The sequence below is a fragment of the Streptomyces roseus genome (assembly GCF_001044425.1).
In the GTDB taxonomy this organism is placed as follows: Bacteria; Actinomycetota; Actinomycetes; order Streptomycetales; family Streptomycetaceae; genus Streptomyces; species Streptomyces roseus.
Genome location: NZ_LFML01000022.1, coordinates 22,624 through 38,416 on the forward strand (window position 1 = coordinate 22,624; position 15,793 = coordinate 38,416).

The 15,793-nt window shown below is 73.1% G+C and carries 16 protein-coding genes; 11 read left to right on the top strand and 5 right to left on the bottom strand.

Annotation, left to right across the window (positions count from 1 at the left end; translation table 11 throughout):
* Positions 1-28: 28 nt before the first annotated feature.
* From ribH to ACS04_RS06210, 6 genes are all read left to right on the top strand, one after another.
* Entirely contained in the window at positions 29-514 is a 486-nt protein-coding gene (gene ribH, locus ACS04_RS06185) for a 6,7-dimethyl-8-ribityllumazine synthase (RefSeq protein WP_048475497.1), read from the top strand.
* Positions 515-549: 35 nt separating this feature from the next.
* The gene (locus tag ACS04_RS06190) at positions 550-831 is read left to right on the top strand and encodes a phosphoribosyl-ATP diphosphatase (RefSeq protein WP_048475498.1); all 282 of its coding nucleotides are present in this window, start codon (positions 550-552) and stop codon (positions 829-831) included.
* Positions 832-908: 77 nt separating this feature from the next.
* Positions 909-1,757, top strand: a complete 849-nt coding sequence (hisG, locus tag ACS04_RS06195) for an ATP phosphoribosyltransferase (RefSeq protein ID WP_048475499.1) — start codon at positions 909-911, stop codon at positions 1,755-1,757.
* A gap of 73 nt (positions 1,758-1,830) precedes the next feature.
* Positions 1,831-2,295 carry a PH domain-containing protein gene (locus ACS04_RS06200; protein WP_048475500.1) on the top strand — a complete coding sequence of 155 codons (465 nt, stop codon included), beginning with the start codon at positions 1,831-1,833 and terminating at the stop codon, positions 2,293-2,295.
* A gap of 314 nt (positions 2,296-2,609) precedes the next feature.
* Positions 2,610-4,088 (top strand): hemolysin family protein, encoded by a 1,479-nt coding sequence (locus tag ACS04_RS06205; RefSeq protein WP_245236298.1) that lies wholly within the window; start codon positions 2,610-2,612, stop codon positions 4,086-4,088.
* The gene (locus tag ACS04_RS06210; protein WP_048475501.1) at positions 4,085-5,158 is read left to right on the top strand and encodes a hemolysin family protein; all 1,074 of its coding nucleotides are present in this window, start codon (positions 4,085-4,087) and stop codon (positions 5,156-5,158) included. Before ACS04_RS06205 ends, ACS04_RS06210 begins: the two co-directional genes overlap by 4 nt.
* A 45-nt stretch (positions 5,159-5,203) precedes the next feature.
* Here ACS04_RS06210 and ACS04_RS06215 read toward each other — a convergent pair whose 3' ends face one another.
* Both ACS04_RS06215 and ACS04_RS06220 read right to left on the bottom strand, forming a co-directional pair.
* The gene (locus ACS04_RS06215) at positions 5,204-7,144 is read right to left on the bottom strand and encodes an AAA family ATPase (protein WP_048475502.1); all 1,941 of its coding nucleotides are present in this window, start codon (positions 7,142-7,144) and stop codon (positions 5,204-5,206) included.
* 378 nt (positions 7,145-7,522) lie between these two features.
* A complete protein-coding gene (locus ACS04_RS06220) occupies positions 7,523-8,176 on the bottom strand; it encodes a uridine kinase family protein (RefSeq protein ID WP_048475503.1) in 654 nt (217 codons plus the stop codon).
* Between the two features lie 134 nt (positions 8,177-8,310).
* On the opposite strand from ACS04_RS06220, the gene ACS04_RS06225 reads away from it, so the two are divergent.
* From ACS04_RS06225 to ACS04_RS37340, 3 genes are all read left to right on the top strand, one after another.
* Positions 8,311-9,714 carry a peptidase C39 family protein gene (locus ACS04_RS06225; RefSeq protein ID WP_048475504.1) on the top strand — a complete coding sequence of 468 codons (1,404 nt, stop codon included), beginning with the start codon at positions 8,311-8,313 and terminating at the stop codon, positions 9,712-9,714.
* 106 nt (positions 9,715-9,820) lie between these two features.
* Complete coding sequence (locus ACS04_RS06230) at positions 9,821-10,243, top strand: SPW repeat protein (RefSeq protein WP_048475505.1); 423 nt, start codon at positions 9,821-9,823, stop codon at positions 10,241-10,243.
* 163 nt (positions 10,244-10,406) lie between these two features.
* Complete coding sequence (locus ACS04_RS37340) at positions 10,407-10,559, top strand: SCO1431 family membrane protein (RefSeq protein WP_107438546.1); 153 nt, start codon at positions 10,407-10,409, stop codon at positions 10,557-10,559.
* Between the two features lie 60 nt (positions 10,560-10,619).
* Here the strand turns inward: ACS04_RS37340 and ACS04_RS06235 are convergent, their stop codons facing one another.
* Both ACS04_RS06235 and ACS04_RS06240 read right to left on the bottom strand, forming a co-directional pair.
* Positions 10,620-11,558 carry a DUF6114 domain-containing protein gene (locus tag ACS04_RS06235; RefSeq protein WP_048475506.1) on the bottom strand — a complete coding sequence of 313 codons (939 nt, stop codon included), beginning with the start codon at positions 11,556-11,558 and terminating at the stop codon, positions 10,620-10,622.
* Complete coding sequence (locus tag ACS04_RS06240) at positions 11,549-12,199, bottom strand: DUF6230 family protein (protein ID WP_048475507.1); 651 nt, start codon at positions 12,197-12,199, stop codon at positions 11,549-11,551. The genes ACS04_RS06235 and ACS04_RS06240 overlap by 10 nt, the downstream gene beginning before the upstream one ends.
* 99 nt (positions 12,200-12,298) lie before the next feature.
* On the opposite strand from ACS04_RS06240, the gene ACS04_RS06245 reads away from it, so the two are divergent.
* Together ACS04_RS06245 and ACS04_RS06250 are read left to right on the top strand one after the other, a co-directional pair.
* A complete protein-coding gene (locus ACS04_RS06245; RefSeq protein WP_048475508.1) occupies positions 12,299-13,033 on the top strand; it encodes a TetR/AcrR family transcriptional regulator in 735 nt (244 codons plus the stop codon).
* Between the two features lie 149 nt (positions 13,034-13,182).
* Positions 13,183-14,355, top strand: coding sequence for an acyl-CoA dehydrogenase family protein (locus ACS04_RS06250; protein WP_048475509.1), 1,173 nt, complete (start codon positions 13,183-13,185; stop codon positions 14,353-14,355).
* Positions 14,356-14,427: 72 nt separating this feature from the next.
* On the opposite strand, the gene ACS04_RS06255 is transcribed toward ACS04_RS06250, so the two are convergent.
* Complete coding sequence (locus ACS04_RS06255) at positions 14,428-15,279, bottom strand: phytanoyl-CoA dioxygenase family protein (RefSeq protein ID WP_048475510.1); 852 nt, start codon at positions 15,277-15,279, stop codon at positions 14,428-14,430.
* Between the last annotated feature and the right edge of the window lie 514 nt (positions 15,280-15,793).

The window sequence follows — 15,793 nt, forward strand, 5'->3', positions numbered from 1 at the left end:
ACACCCCGAAGAACCGAGGAGCACAGCTGTGAGCGGCAAGGGCGCACCCGAACTGAGTGTCAGGAACTGCGGAGACCTCCGTGTCGCCGTCATCGCGGCCCAGTGGCACGAGAAGGTCATGGACGGGCTCGTCGACGGCGCGCTGCGCGCCCTGCACGAACTGGGAATCGACGAGCCCACCCTGCTGCGCGTCCCGGGCAGCTTCGAGCTCCCGGTGGTGGCGAAGGTACTGGCCGGTCGCGGCTACGATGCCATCGTCGCCCTCGGAGTCGTCATCCGCGGCGGCACCCCGCACTTCGAATACGTCTGCCAGGGCGTCACCCAAGGCCTGGTGCAGGTGTCGATCGACACCGGAGTCCCCGTCGGCTTCGGCGTACTGACCTGCGACAACGACGAGCAGGCGCTGGACCGCGCCGGGCTCGAGGGGTCGAACGAGGACAAGGGACACGAAGCGGTCATCGCCGCCGTCTCCACCGCTGCGACCCTGCGGTCCGTCAGCGAACCCTGGCGCTGAGTGGCGGCGGGGGACCCCGTATTCTGAGGACCATCATGGCGAACACACCCTCCAAGAGCTTCGAAGAGCTCTTCAGCGAGCTCCAGCTCAAGGCCGCCAACGGCGACCCCAGCACCTCCCGGACCGCCGAGCTCGTCGGCAAGGGCGTCCATGCGATCGGCAAGAAGATCGTCGAGGAGGCCGCCGAGGTCTGGATGGCCGCCGAGCACGAGGGCAAGGAAGCCGCCGCCGAGGAGATCTCCCAGCTGCTGTACCACGTCCAGGTGATGATGGTCGCGCGCGGGATCTCCCTCGACGACGTCTACGCGCACCTCTAGGCCGGAGCTCCTCACCCCGGGCCCCCGCCCGCTCCCCAGCCCACACCTTTCGCACTCCACGCACTGAAGGAAGCCCCATGCTGCGCATCGCCGTCCCCAACAAGGGTTCACTCTCCGGAGCGGCGTCGGCGATGCTCCATGAGGCCGGCTACCGCCAGCGCAAGGAGTCCAAGGAGCTCGTGGTCCTCGACCCCGAGAACGGCGTGGAGTTCTTCTACCTCCGCCCCAAGGACATCGCCATCTACGTGGCCTCGGGCAAGCTGGACATCGGCATCACCGGCCGTGACCTGCTGCTGGACTCCGGCGCCAGCGCGGAGGAGATCCTCCCGCTGAACTTCGGCCGCTCCACCTTCCGCTACGCCACCAAGCCCGGCACCGCGAAGGGCCCCGAGGACTTCACCGGGATGACGATCGCGACCTCGTACGAGGGAATCGTCGCCAAGCACCTCGCCGAGCAGGGCATCGACGCCTCCGTCGTGCACCTGGACGGCGCGGTCGAGACCGCCATCCAGCTCGGCGTCGCCCAGGTCATCGCGGACGTCGTCGAGACCGGCACCAGCCTGCGCAACGCCGGCCTGGAGGTCATCGGCGAGCCGATCCTCACCTCCGAGGCCGTGGTCATCCGCGGCAACGGCGCCGACGCCGAGAACCCGCAGGCCCAGCAGTTCCTGCGGCGCCTCCAGGGCGTCCTGGTGGCCCGCAGCTACGTGATGATGGACTACGACTGCCGGGCCGAGCACCTGGAGCGGGCCGTCGCCCTCACCCCGGGCCTGGAGTCGCCGACCATCTCCCCGCTGCACAACGAGGGCTGGGTCGCCGTCCGCGCGATGGTCCCGGCCAAGGAAGCGCAGCGGATCATGGACGACCTGTACGAGCTCGGCGCGCGCGCGATCCTCACCACCTCGATCCACGCCTGCCGCCTCTGACCCGGCCCGGCCGTCCACACGGCCGGCCGCCCCCGTGATCCGTACACCCCCTCCCGAAGGCATCTCCCGCACCATGGCCGAGTCCGCCGCCCAGCCCGCACCGCCCGCCCTGCCGGTCACCTTCCGGCCGACCCGCACCCGGGCGGTCCTGCTGGGCGTCGGGCTCGCCATGTTCGCCACCATCACGGCGATCGCCCTGCTGCTGGAGAACCTCGGCCCGGGGGAGCGGCTCAGCTTCATCCTCACCGCCGTCCTCCTGTCGTCCGTACTCGTCCTGCTCAGCCGCCCCAAGGTGGTCGCGGACGAGGCGGGCGTCACCGTCGTGAACCTGACCAGCACCCGCCGCCTGGAGTGGGCGCAGATCCTGCGCGTGAACCTCCGCCCGGGCGACCCGTGGGTGTTCCTGGACCTCAGCGACGGTACGAGCCTGCCCGCCCTCGGCATCCAGCCGGGCGTGGCCAGGCAGCAGGCCATCGGCGACGCCCGCGCGCTGCGCGCGCTCGCCGAAGCCCGGGGAACCGGGCCCGACACCCCTTAGGAGCCGGTCCGCACGGACGTCCCCCCGCGGACTCCGGACGGCGGAAGCTCGAACACCCGGCGAACAGCCGGGGAACCGGCCCGGAACGGGCCTTGAGCGGCTCTCGTGCGAAGCACCGGAGCCACGGTCGGCCGCTGCGTCCCATTGCGGCGGCGATCTCAGTGACTACCCTGGTGGCGGGCGCAGCCATGCGCCCCCCACCGGCCCCGGGACCCCGAGGCCCGCGGGCACCTGCGACTTGAGGAGTGACTCCCTCCAGCAATGGACGGATCGTCCGGTAGTACCCGCGCCGCCCTCCCCACGGAGGCGGCGGCATGACCATCCCGCTACTTCTGCTCGTGGCGGCATTCGCCCTGATCCTCGCCAACGGCTTCTTCGTGGCGGCCGAATTCGGCCTCGTCACCGTGGAACGGCCCGAGGCCGAACGCGCCGCAGCCGAGGGCGACCGCCGTGCCCGCACGGTGGTCGAGGCCCTGCGGGAGCTGTCCTTCCAGCTCTCCGGCACCCAGCTCGGCATCACCATCACCTCCCTCGTGGTCGGCATGCTCGCCGAGCCGGCCCTCGCCGGGCTGCTGACGGGGCCGCTCGCGGCCACCGGCCTGCCGGCGGGAGCCGTCTCCGGCATCGCCGTCTTCATCGGCATGCTGCTCGCCTCCGCCGTCCAGATGGTCGTCGGCGAGCTCGTCCCGAAGAACTGGGCCGTCTCCCGGCCGCTGCAGGTGGCCCGGTTCGTGGCCGGCCCGCAGCAGGTCTTCTCCCGAGCCTTCCGGCCGGTCATCGCGGCCCTCAACGCCGTCGCCAACCGGCTCGTCCGGATGCTCGGCGTGGAGCCGGCCGACGAGATGGCCTCCGCCCGCACCCCCGGCGAACTGGTCTCCCTGGTCCGTCATTCGGCCCAGGCCGGCGCCCTCGAACAGGACACCGCCGACCTCTTCGTACGGACCCTCTCGCTGGGCGAGCTCACGGCCCAGCACGTCATGACCCCCCGGGTGAAGGTCAGCGCCCTCCAGCACACGGCCACCGCGGCCGACGTGCTGAACCTGACCCGCGCCACCGGGCTGTCCCGCTTCCCGGTCTACCGGGAGCGCATCGACGAGGTCACCGGGGTCGTCCACCTCAAGGACGCCCTCGCCGTGCCCGAGTCCGAGCGCACCCGCACCACCGTGAGCCGGATCTGCGTCGCCCCGCTGCTGGTGCCCGGCTCCCTGCCGGTGCAGCCGCTGCTGGAGCGGCTGCGCAGCGAGCAGCCGATGGCCGTCGTCGTCGACGAGTACGGCGGCACGGCCGGGGTGGTCACCCTGGAGGACATCGTCGAGGAGCTCGTCGGAGAGGTCCGCGACGAGCACGACCTCGCCGAGGACGAGAGCCCCGAGCTGGCCGCCGTGCCCGCCGAGGACGGCCGGCCCTCCTGGGAGGCCGACGGCAGCTGCCGGGTGCAGACCCTGCGCCGGATAGGCCTGGAAGTGCCCGAAGGCCCGTACGAGACCGTCGCCGGCCTCGTCGCCGACCTGCTGGGCCGGATTCCGGCCCCCGGGGACCGGGCCGAGTTGCCCGGCTGGAAGCTCTCCGTACGCCAGGTCGGCCGCAACCGCGCCGAACGCGTCCGGCTGGTCCGGCAGGGCACCGTCCCCGCCGCCGCGCACGGGACCGGCCCCGAGGCCGCCCGCGCGACCGTCCGGATCGATGCGGGCGGGCGCGTGTCCGGGCCCGGCCGGCAGGTCTCCCCGGACGCGAGGACGCCGCAGCCGAACCAGTCGGCCCCGTCGGCACAGCTGGAAGGCGCCGGCCGATGAACGCCCTCCAACTGCTCTTCGCCCTGCTCCTGGTCCTGGCCAATGGTTTCTTCGTCGGTGCCGAGTTCGCGCTCGTCTCCGTACGGCGCAGCCAGATCGAGCCGCTCGCCAAGGAGTCCAAGCGGGCCCGCCAGGTGCTGTACGGCCTGGAGAACCTGCCGCGGATGATGGCGGCGGCCCAGTTCGGCATCACCATCTGCTCCCTGACCCTCGGCGCGGTCGCCGAGCCGACGGTGGCCCGCCTGCTGGAGCCGCTCTTCCACGCGGCGCACGTCCCGCAGGGCATGATCCACCCGCTGGGCTACGCGGTGGCGCTCGCCGCCGTCGTCTTCCTGCACCTGGTCATCGGCGAGATGGTGCCGAAGAACCTGGCCATGGCGGCGCCCGAGAAGACCGCCCTCTGGTTCAGCCCGGGCCTGGTGGCCTTCGCCCGGCTGTGCGGGCCCGTGACCAGCGCGCTGGGCTCCTGCGCGCACCTGGTGCTCCGCCTGTTCAAGGTGGAGCCCAAGGACGAGGTCGAGGCCGTCTACACCAGCGCGCAGCTCGGCCGGCTCGTCGAGGACTCCCGGCAGGCCGGGCTCCTGGAGCCGGGGGAGCAGGAGCGCCTGGAGGACGCCCTGGAGCTGGGCAGCCGCCCGGTCACCGACGTCCTGCTCGCCCGGGACCGGCTCGTCACGGTCGGCCCCTCGGCCACCCCGCGCCAGATCGAGCAGCTGACGGTCCGCACCGGTTACTCCCGCTTCCCGGTCCGCTCCGAGAACGGCGCCTTCATGGGCTACCTGCACGTGAAGGACGTCCTGGACCTGGAGGACCGGGAGCGGGCCGTTCCCCAGCGGGTCTGGCGGCGGATGACCACCTTGTCCGCCACCCTCCCGCTGGACGACGCGCTCAGCGTCATGCGCCGGGACGCCACCCATCTGGCCCAGGTCGCCGACCCGGCCGGACGGGTGCTGGGCCTGGTCGCCCTGGAGGACGTCCTGGAGATGCTGGTCGGCGAGGTACGCGATCCCGCGCACCGCGTCCCGGCCCGCCGTCCGGGACCCCGCCAGACCAGCCGCGCCGGAGCGTGAGCCGCCGCCGCCCCGCGAAACCCCCGCGGGGCGGCGGCGCCGGCGCTACATCGGGGGCGGCTCCGGCCGGTCGCGGTCCTGCGGGCCCCGGCCCGACAGGACCTCCCCGTAGGCCTGCATCAGGTCCGGCAGCCGCAGCGTCGCCAGGTCGTCGCGGGAGGGCTCGCCGGGGAAGCCCGCCAGCCGCAGGTCGCGGTACGCGCAGCTCTTCTCGTACAGCGTGCGCAGGAAGCGGCCGTTGCCCAGCTCGTCGATCCAGCCCTGCTCGACCACGTGCCCGCTGATGCTGCGCAGCTCGTCCAGGGCCTCCTCGTCCCAGCAGTCCCCGTTGGCATCCGCCAGCACCCCGCCGATGGCGGTCAGTTCCGGCGGCCGGTAGCTGGGGAAGTCGACCCGGGTCGTGAACCGCGAGGACAGCCCCGGGTTGGCGGCCAGCAGCCGGTCCATCCCCGCCGGGTAGCCGGCCAGGATGACCACCAGGTGGTCCCGGTTGTCCTCGGCGCGCTTCAGCAGTACTTGGAGGGCCTCGTCCCCGTACGCGTCGCCCTTGCTGTACCCGGTGTTGGAGAGGCTGTACGCCTCGTCCACGAAGAGCACCCCGCCGATCGCGGAATCGATGAGCTCGTTCGCCTTCACGGCCGTCTGCCCGAGGAACTCGCCCACCAGGTCCGCCCGCTGGGCCTCCACCAGGTGGTCCCCGCCCAGCAGCCCGAGTGCGTAGAAGACCCGGCCCAGGATCCGCGCCACCGTGGTCTTGCCGGTGCCCGAGGGCCCGGAGAAGACGAAGTGCCGCTTCGGAGGCTGCACCGGAAGCCCCTGCCCGGCCCGGAGCCTGGCCATGTGCAGCTGTGCGGAGAGCGCCTTCACCTGCCGTTTCACCGGCTCCAGGCCCACCATCCGCTCCAGCTCCGCGAGCGCCGCGGCGAGCAGTTCCGGATCGGCAGGCCCCGCCGGCAGTCCGCCGGGGGCCGTCTGCGGCGGGACCGCCACCTTGCGGCGCACGCCCTCCACCCGGCCCGTGCCCGGCGCCCCGAACCGCGGATCCGGATCCGGCGCCATCAGCGGATCCGGCTCCGCCTGTCCGTCCGCCGCGATGTCCTGGACGGGGCCGCCGCCGAGGGCCACCGCCGCGAAGTCCCCGCCGACGGGGGACAGATCGTGGCCGACGTACCCCTCGTAGCCGGAAGCGGCGTATCCGGCGTACCCGTCGGCCCCGTCGACGTAGTCGCTGTCCTCGATCGCCGTCAGCCGGGCGGCGGTGTCCATGAAAGCCGGGTCCACCCGGTGCACCGCCCGGTACAGCGGCAGGGCCGCCGCGCTGCGCCCGGTGCCCTCGTGCGCCCGCGCCAGCCAGTACCGCAGCTCCTTGCGCTGCGGCTGCTCGCTGCGACAGCGCATCAGCGCCGCCGAGAGCATCGGTTCGGCCTGCCCGTACATCTCCAGGCGGACCCGGGCCATCCCGCCGAACAGGCCCGCCTCGATCCCGAGCAGCGGATCGTCCACCAGCGGCTCGGTGTGCCGCACCAGCTGCTCCCAGTCCTTGACCAGGTAGGCGCGGCAGGCGTGCAGGAACCGCACCTGCGCGTCGGCGTCCACCGGCGGCAGGGCGGCCAGCGCCTGGTCCAGCTCGGGGACGTGCCGGCCGTCCAGCCAGTGCGAGGCGTGGGCCAGCAGCAGGTCCCGCCGGCTCTCCAGCACCGGCTGGACCCACCAGCCGAGCCAGTACCAGGAGTTCAGCGTCCGCCGGTGGCGGGCCCGCTGCTCGCCGAAGCGGTCGCGGTAGGCGTACATGCGCAATAAGGCGTTCGTGGTGTCCACCCGGAGCGCGTGCAGGCCCAGCCACGCGTCGGCCATCGAGGGATCCAGTCGTACGGCCGCCCGGAACTCCTCCTCGGCCTGCGGATAGGCGCCCATGGTGCAGGCGTCCACCCCGCGCAGCCAGGCGAGTTCGGCCGGGGCGTGCGTGCCCGGCGTGCCGAAATCCATCACATCCCCCACAAGCCTGCCCCCGTGGTGCACGGCAACCCCCGCGGTGCGCCCGCGAGTTGTCCACCGCGCCGATGAAATCAGGGGTGCATCGTACCTGCGGCCAGGCACCATACGTAGGGTGCGGCGGGCACCGGTCGCAGGCGCACCAGGGGCGCGCGAGGTGACTCAGGGTGAAGGTTTCGGGGTGGTCGGGCCCGCGCGGCGCCGGTGGGGAAACGGCCCGGGGCAGAACGAAGCCCCCGATCACGGGGGAACAATCGGGGGCTTCGCGTCCGCTGCGGCCTGGAAAGACCGCGCATTGAGAACGTAAGGCCGGTGCGGGGGCCAGGTCAAGCACGTCGGTACGGGCCCGCGCGGGCGGATGCGCCGAGCGGCTCAGGCCCGGGGGAATTCGTCACCTTGAGTGAGCGAAGAGGCCCTTCCGGCTGTCGCATCCGTCCCGGAAGTCCACTCGTATCCCGTACCGCTCTGGCGTACCAAAGTGTCGGCGAAGGGGCGCGAAGGATCATCCGCGAAGTGCGCGAGCTCCGCGCGCTCCCATCCGTCCCAGAAGTCGGAAAGTTCACGCCCGTCCCGATTTCGCCCGCGCCCCCAGGACTGCACCCGCGGGGTCTCCATCCACAGCAGTCGCGCCAGATGCGGGCGCAGCGCCCGACGCCCGGCCCCGACCCCTTCGATCAGCAGAAGCGGAACCGGCTCCAGCACCCGCTCGGGGCCGAAGTGCCGCTCCACCCAGTCGTACGGGGTCCAGCGGGCCGCCCGGCCGGCGGCGAGCGGTTCCAGCACCTGCGCGCGCAGCCGCCGCACCCACGAGAAGAGCTCCTCGTGAGTGGCGATGTCGTCCAGGTGCAGCACCGGAGCCCCGCCCAGCGCCTCGGCGAGCAGCCCGGCGAACGTGCTCTTGCCCGACCCGGCGTGCCCGTCGACGGCGATCAGCCGGACCGGACCCAGCGAGGGCGGCAGGGCGGAGAGCTCGCGCGCGAGCGACCCGAGCGACGGGGGTGACGGGGGTGACGGCTGAGGCTCCACCCGGCCAGAGTAGGGCCCTGGCCTGCGAAGGTCCCACGTCACCCCGACGCGGGGTCGTGGCTTCGCCCCCGGGCGGACGGGAACTGGAAGGGTGGGGGACCGACCCGCCGCACCGACCCTTGGGGGCCACGCCGATGACCGCACCCACGCCACGCCGGGCCCTGCTGGCCCTCGCCCTCGCCGCGACCGCCGCCGCGGCGGTCCCCGGTGGCCGCGCCTCGGCGGCCGCCACCCGCGGGGAGGACGGCCCGCGGGGTGAGGCGGAGCGCGCCGGGGACGCGCCGGGCGAAGCCGCGGCCAGGGCGGTCGACAACCGGTTCTGGTACTCGTACGCGCACTGGCTGGCCGGCACGCACCACGGCACCGCCGCCCTCGCCGGCTCCCGCCCCGGCCTGGTGATCGACATCCCGGCCGGCCGCACCGAGTACACCGACCCGCACACCGCGAAGAAGGCGACCTGGGAGTACGCGGTCTGGACCTCCCCGGTGTACCGCTCCTCCGTACCCGGGACCGAGGCCGTCGCCTCCTGGAACGCCCACACCCCGGCGGGCACCTGGATCCAGATCGAACTGCGCGCCACGTACGGCAGCGGGGCCGTCGGCCCCTGGTACGTGATGGGCCGCTGGGCCTCCGGCGACGGGGACGTGCGCCGCACCTCCGTGGACGGCCAGAGCGACGGCAGCACCACCGTGTGGACCGACACGCTCGCCGTCGACGCGCCCGCGAAGGCCAACGGCGTACGGATCGCCGACTGGCAGCTGCGCCTGACCCTCCACCGCAAGCCCGGCGCCGCCCTGACCCCGACGGTGTGGTTGGCCGGGGCCATGGTCTCCGACGTCCCGGACCGGTTCACCGTCCCCGCCTGCGCCCCCGTGGGCAAGGCCCGCGAACTGAAGGTCCCCCGCTACTCGCAGGAGCTCCACAAGGGCCACTACCCCCAGTACGACAACGGCGGCGAGGCCTGGTGCAGCCCCACCTCCTCCCAGATGACCATCGAGTACTGGGGCCGCAAGCCGGCCGCCGGGGACCTGGCCTGGGTGGATGCCCGCTACCCCGATCCGCAGGTCTGCCACGCCGCCCGGTCCACCTACGACAGCGCGTACAAGGGCTGCGGCAACTGGTCCTTCAACGCCGCGTACGCCGCCACGTACACCGATCTCGCCGGGGTGGTGACCCGGCTCCATTCCCTCGCGGACGTGGAGACCCTGATCGGCTCCGGCATCCCGGTGATCACCTCGCTGTCCTTCCGCGCTGAGGAGCTCACCGGAGCCGGCTACGGGACGGCGGGCCACCTGATGACCGTCGTCGGCTTCACCGCCGCCGGGGACGTGGTCGCCAACGACCCGAACTCGCCCGACGACACGGCCGTCCGCCGCGTGTACAGGCGCCGGGAGTGGGAGAACGCCTGGCTGCGGACGAAGCGTACGAATGCCGCGGGGAAGGTTGCGTCCGGCTCCGGAGGCGTCTGCTACCTGTACGCCCCGGCCCGGCCGAGCGCCGTCCAGATCGCGGCCCTGCGGGCCGTGGGAGTGCTGTGACCGGCATGCAGCGGACATGCGGCACACACCCGTTGACCGCGGGCGCAGATAAGCGGAACATAAAGCCATAAAGGGCACATAAGGCTTCTACAGGAGGCGGCCCGCCATGACCACCCACAGCATCGAACACCACCCCGACCTCGCCGAGATGCGCTCCCGGTTCGAGCGGGTCACCAGCACCCCCGCCGCGCAGGCCGTGGAGGCGCTGGCCCTCATCACCGGCCTGTACCTGGCGGCCTCGCCCTGGATCGCCGGGTTCAGCGGACTCGGCTCTCTGGCGGTCAACAACCTGATCGCCGGCGTGGCGTACTGCCTGTGCATGAGCGGACTCGGCTCCGCGTACGAGCGCACCCATGCGATGGCCTGGACGGCGGTCGCCATCGGAGCCTGGACGATCGTGGCTCCCTGGGTCATCGCCGGTGACGTCAGCACCACCCGCAGTGTGCTCAGCAACGTCATCACCGGCGCCGTCGCGCTGCTGCTCGCACTCGCCATGGCGGGCATGGCGGGCCGCAACCGCACCGCCTGACCCGCACGCCCCGTACGACGCGTACAGCCCGTACGACCCGTACGCGCCGGGCCCCGACCGCGAGCCGGCCGGGGCCCGGTGGCATGCCGGGGGCACGTGATACGCGCCACGAGTGACGGCCGTCTCTACCGCGAAAGCCGCGAACGCTGTCACATTGGACGGCATGACCGCACACAGCGCCTCCCTCACCGCCCGCGCCCGCAGCCTCGTCGGCACCGGTGGCCCCAAGGACCACTCCACGTGGCTTGAGCACGTGCTCGGCTGGACGCTGGTGGTCGTCGTCGCCATGTTCGTCACGCAGGTCGGCTGGCTCTGACCCGCGGGCCCGCGCGCGACGGACCCGTAGGGGTGTGCGGGGCCTCCGGGCGCGGCGCGCCTACGAGGCCTCCAGCCGCAGGCCGTCCGTGACGATCACGTCCGAGGTGACCAGCGCCTGCTCCGCGCTGACCCGCGTCATGAAGACGAACGGCGGGATCACCGGGGGAGCGGGCAGCCCTTCCGGGCTGAAGGTGACGCACAGCAGCCCCTCGATGCAGCCGCTGAACTTCGTCAGGTACAAGGTCACGTTGCCCCGCAGCTCCAGGGAGCCGGCGGCCAGCCCGTACTCCTCGCGGCCGTCGCGGGTGCGCAGCCGGTAGTCGGTCAGCGAGGCCGCCCGCATCTTCAGCACCAGCACCTTCAGCGGCCCGTCGGCCGTCGCGACCTCGCCGACCCCCGCGAAGGCGAAGCCCTGCGGGGCGAAGAGCGAAGTGGTGACCGTCGGGGGAGTCCGGGGTGCCGTCGGCGGCCCCTGCGGGGCGGCCGCCGCCCTCGCGGGCGGGGCCCCCGTCGCCAGTACGGCCGCCAGCAGCACCGGCAGTACGGCGGCGAGCGCCCGCGGGCCGGTCCCGCCCGGCCGGTGCCCGTACGGGTCCTCCCCGTCGGCGGCCGCGTCCGGGAGCGGCGTCCACCCGAAGGCCAGCGCGCTCCCGGTGATCCCGAGCAGCATGCCGACCAGGAACCCGCCCAGGTTGGTCGCCAGGAACGACAGCACCGACAGCAGCAGCGCGTGGACGGAGACGTACGTCCGTGCCTGCGGCAGGAACCACAGGAACAGGCCCGCCACGACCAGTGCGGCGCCGATCCCGATCGCCGCGATCCCGCCGAGCCCCAGACTCACCAGCACGGTCAGCGGGGAGAGCGGGACCAGCAGCAGCTCCGCCCCGCCGAGGACGACCAGGAGTCCGCCCCAGAACGGCCGGGTCCGGCGCCAGGCGCGCAGCCGGCGCCGCTGCCGGGAGAAGGCGAGCGGCGGCCGGGGGCGGCTCAGAAGCACTTCTCGCCGTCCAGGCCCACGCTCAGGCGCATGCCCTTCAGGCGGAAGTTCCCGCCGGTCGCGGACCAGGCGTGCGATCTCACCCCGACCACCTCGATGTCCCCGGCCTGGAGCCCGAACTTCCCCGGCTCCCCCCTGACCCCGTCCACCCGGTCGAGGGTGGAGGCGTCCCGGCCGATCTGCGCCGTGCCGAAGGTCGCGTCCCCGTCGAGGTCCTCGCCGTCGATGACGAGGTTGCTGGCCGTGACCTCCCCGGCCGCGCCGCCCGCCGTCAGCTTGAAGACCACCGTGCCCAGCGGGGTCTGCACCTCGGCGGCCTGGCAGATGTCGGCGAGCGTGGCCTCGCCTATGCCGAGCAGCGCGACCGGATGCCCCTTGCCGTCGACGGAGCGGTCCGTCTGCACGTACGAGGCGAGGCCCTTGCTGCTCAGCTTCGACGAGGAGACCTGGAAGGCGGTCCCGGAGACGGCGAACGACGCGGCGAGCGCGCCCTGCGCCATGACCACGGCCATCGCACCGACGGCGAGGACCGCCGGCACCGCCACGGCGGCCGACTTCCGCCAGCGCACCCGGCCTTCGCGCCTGCCGACCGGGTCCGAGGGCGGTTCGCCGGCCCTGTCCGTGTCGCTGTTAGTGCTCATGGAAGTGCCTCCCGTACGTCGTCCGTGCGCAGGGGAAGTGCTCGAGACAGGTCTGCCATACTGCGGGCATCCTGTGGCAGTTCGAGGCTAGGGCCGAATTTGAATATTAGTCAACAGCGTCGCGCGAGCGGGCGTTCGCAGGTTCGCAGGGCCGAACTCATAGCGATCGGGCGCAAGTTGTTCGCCGACACCTCGTACGACGCGCTCTCCATGGACGACATCGCCAAGCAGGCCGGCGTCGCCAAGGGGCTGATCTACTACTACTTCAAGAGCAAGCGCGGCTACTACCTCGCCATCGTCGGGGACTCGGTGGCCGAGCTCGTCGCCCGCGCCGCCGGGGAGCCGGACCTGCCCAAGGTCGAGCGGGTGCGCCGCACCATCGACGGCTACCTCCACTACGCCGAGCACCACCAGGCCGCCTACCGCACGATCGTCACCGGGGGAGTGGGCTCCGACGCCGAGGTGCTCGCGATCCGCGACGCGGTACGCGAGGAGCTGGTGGCCACCATCGCCGAGGGCGCGTACGGGAGCCGGGTCATCCCGCCGCTCGCCCGGCTCGCGCTCGTGGGCTGGCTCTCCGGGGTCGAGGGGACCACGCTGGAGTGGATCGGCGCTCTGGCCGCTGAGGCCCAGGTGGAATCGGGGACGGACGCGGATGCGGAATGCGGCGCGCGGCAGCCCGGCCGGGAGCGCCTCGGGGCCCTTCTCGTCCGCCAGCTGCGCGCGACCCTGACGGTGATCGGGGAGTTCGTCCCGGAGTGTCCCCCGCCGCCCCTTCCCGAAGAGGCGTTCGAGACCGCGGGTGATCTTGCCGCGGTGACGGGACGACCCTGATCGGGCATACTCAAGCCGCCCGCAGCCACTGATCTGCCGCTTCCGTGATCCGGGAGGGCAGTATCGGCTGTGTGAAGCACCGAGACCCGGCGGCCCGTCCCACACCTCACGTGCCGCCGCCGTGCCCGATGAGGGAGGAGAGCGCCGCCATGACTGACCGCGCCCCGCAGCCGGTGGACCGTCAGCTGCCCACCGAGGAGTCCCGGGATCTGCTCGCACTCGTACGAGAGATCGCCCAGCGGGAGATCCGCCCCGTGGCCGCCGACGAGGAGGACGCCGGGAAGTTCCCGCGCGCGATCTTCACCCTGCTGTCCGAAGCAGGCCTGCTCGGTCTTCCGTACGCCGGGGAGCACGGCGGCGGCGAGCAGCCGTACGAGGTCTACCTCCAGGTCCTGGAGGAGCTCGCGGCGGCCCGCCTGACCGTGGGGCTCGGCGTCAGCGTGCACTCCCTGGCCTGCCACGGCCTGGCCGGATACGGCACCGAGGAGCAGCAGAAGGCCCATCTGCCCGCCATGCTCGGCGGCGGCCTGCTCGGCGCCTACTGCCTCTCCGAGCCCGCCTCCGGCTCCGACGCGGCCTCGCTGACCACCAAGGCGGTGCGCGAGGGCGACGACTGGATCATCACCGGCACCAAGGCCTGGATCACCCACGGCGGGGTCGCGGACTTCTACACCGTCCTCGCACGCACCGGCGGCGAGGGCCCCAAGGGCATCACCGCCTTCCTGGTCCCCGGGGACGCACAGGGCCTGACGGCCGCCGTCCCCGAGAAGAAGATGGGCATGAAGGGCTCGCCCACCGCCCAGCTGCACTTCGACGGGGTCCGCGTCCCGGACACCCGCCGCATCGGCGAGGAGGGCCAGGGCTTCACCATCGCGCTGGCGGCCCTGGACGCCGGCCGCCTGGGCATCGCCGCCTGCGCCATCGGCGTCGCGCAGGCCGCGCTGGACGAGGCCCTCACGTACGCCCTGGACCGCAAGCAGTTCGGGCACCCCATCGCCGACTTCCAGGGCCTGCGCTTCATGCTGGCCGACATGGCGACCAAGATCGAGGCGGGCCGGGCCCTGTACCTGGCGGCGGCGCGGCTGCGCGACGCGGGCAAGCCGTTCTCCCGCCAGGCGGCGATGGCGAAGCTGTTCTGCACGGACGCGGCGATGGCCGTCACCACCGACGCCGTCCAGATCCTCGGCGGCTACGGCTACACGGCAGACTTCCCGGTGGAGCGCCTGATGCGCGAGGCGAAGGTGCTCCAGATCGTGGAGGGCACCAACCAGATCCAGCGCATGGTCATCGCCCGCCACCTGGCGGGTCCCGAGTCGCACTGACGTCGGCACCGCGCGGGGCCGGGCCAGGCCCCGCGCGGTGCCGGGCCAGGGGCGGCCCGGCGGCCTCCCGCCCTACCCGTCCCCGACCCGCAGCGGCTTCGCGTCGTGGTTGACGAAGAGGTCCCGGCGGGCGGCGGGGTGATCGGCCGGCGGGGCGTTGGACACCGCGTTGTAGCTGATCAGGGCGAGGGTGCGGGTGTGCGGGGAGCGGTTCGGGCCCGAGCTGTGCACCAGATTCCCGTGGAAGAACACGACCGTGCCGGCCGGGCCGGTGGCCTCGTGGACCCCCCGGGTGCGGGCGAGCTCCTCGGTCGAGGGGTCGGGAAGCGCGTAGGCGCTGCGGCTCGACGTGATCCGGGCCCAGCCGCCCCCGCCCGCCCCGCCGCCGGTGATCCCCTCGGTCCCGTCGTACCCCTCGGTCCCGTCGCACCCCTCGCTTCCCGAGGGCGCCGCGTCGGCCGGCCGGTCGGTGTGCGTGCCCGGGATCATGCGCAGCGGCCCGTTCTCCTCGGTGACGTCGTCGAGGAAGACGGTGGCGGTGAGCGCCGCCGGGCGCCGCATCCCCTCGGCGGCCCGCCAGAAGTCGAAGTCCCGGTGCCACTGCCGGCGGTCGCCGCGCCGGGCCGCCTTCGGATTGACCTTCCACTGGTACACGTACATGTCCTCGCCGAGGAGCAGCCGGGCCGGCTCGGTCACCGGTGACGCCTCGGCCGGCGCCTGCCAGGGACCGCCTCTGCGGTGGAGTCCGTGGACGGCGCGCACGGTCGTGCCGTCCTCCTCGAAGAACCGCTGCGGTCCCTCCTCGGCGAGGACGGCGGGCAGCTCCCCGGTCAGGGGTCCCCAGATCTCGGGCGGGGTCATCGGGGGCACGACGGCAAAGCCGTCGCGCCAGAAATCGGCCAGGAGCCGCTTCGGGTCCGTCATGCGCCCAGGGTGCGGCCCGGCGCCGGTCCCGGCGAGGCGGCACGGGGAGCGCACCGGGAGTGCGCCGGGTCATGTCCGACCGCTCCCAGGAGCCGCTTCCCCCCGCCCGCCCTGCGGACCACCTACTGGCCGCCGCCGCAGAGCGGGCCGGTGGGCCAGATCGGGGAGGTGGCGACCCGGGACCACTCCGGATCGCGGCGGCCCGGCAGGGTGCGTCCGTCGGCGGCCCAACGGGTCAGCAGCGCGTGGTAGATCGGTGGGTCCGGCTGCCGCTGCGGAACCGATTCTTCCTGGCGCGGAACCGATTCTTCGTAGCCGGGCGGCGCCGGACGCCGCCGCCTTCCCGCTCTTGTCCCAGGGGTTTCGAGGGTGGTCATACCGGGCCAACGCCCCACGCGAGGAACGGGTAACCGCCGCCGCCCTCCGGGTATCCGTTCGAGATGTCCCCGCCGCCGTGCGCCGGGGCGCTCGTAAGGGGCCGTGGCGCGGTCGGCCGTCCAGACGCCGCCCCGGC

Bases quoted from the DNA above. Each gene is read 5' to 3' on its own strand.
- ACS04_RS06190 (WP_048475498.1), top strand. From the start codon at position 550: ATGGCGAACACACCCTCCAAGAGCTTCGAAGAGCTCTTCAGCGAGCTC.
- hisG (WP_048475499.1), top strand. From the start codon at position 909: ATGCTGCGCATCGCCGTCCCCAACAAGGGTTCACTCTCCGGAGCGGCG.
- ACS04_RS06200 (WP_048475500.1), top strand. From the start codon at position 1,831: ATGGCCGAGTCCGCCGCCCAGCCCGCACCGCCCGCCCTGCCGGTCACC.
- ACS04_RS06205 (WP_245236298.1), top strand. From the start codon at position 2,610: ATGACCATCCCGCTACTTCTGCTCGTGGCGGCATTCGCCCTGATCCTC.
- ACS04_RS06210 (WP_048475501.1), top strand. From the start codon at position 4,085: ATGAACGCCCTCCAACTGCTCTTCGCCCTGCTCCTGGTCCTGGCCAAT.
- ACS04_RS06215 (WP_048475502.1), bottom strand. From the start codon at position 7,144: ATGGATTTCGGCACGCCGGGCACGCACGCCCCGGCCGAACTCGCCTGG.
- ACS04_RS06225 (WP_048475504.1), top strand. From the start codon at position 8,311: ATGACCGCACCCACGCCACGCCGGGCCCTGCTGGCCCTCGCCCTCGCC.
- ACS04_RS06230 (WP_048475505.1), top strand. From the start codon at position 9,821: ATGACCACCCACAGCATCGAACACCACCCCGACCTCGCCGAGATGCGC.
- ACS04_RS37340 (WP_107438546.1), top strand. From the start codon at position 10,407: ATGACCGCACACAGCGCCTCCCTCACCGCCCGCGCCCGCAGCCTCGTC.
- ACS04_RS06240 (WP_048475507.1), bottom strand. From the start codon at position 12,199: ATGAGCACTAACAGCGACACGGACAGGGCCGGCGAACCGCCCTCGGAC.
- ACS04_RS06250 (WP_048475509.1), top strand. From the start codon at position 13,183: ATGACTGACCGCGCCCCGCAGCCGGTGGACCGTCAGCTGCCCACCGAG.
- ACS04_RS06255 (WP_048475510.1), bottom strand. From the start codon at position 15,279: ATGACGGACCCGAAGCGGCTCCTGGCCGATTTCTGGCGCGACGGCTTT.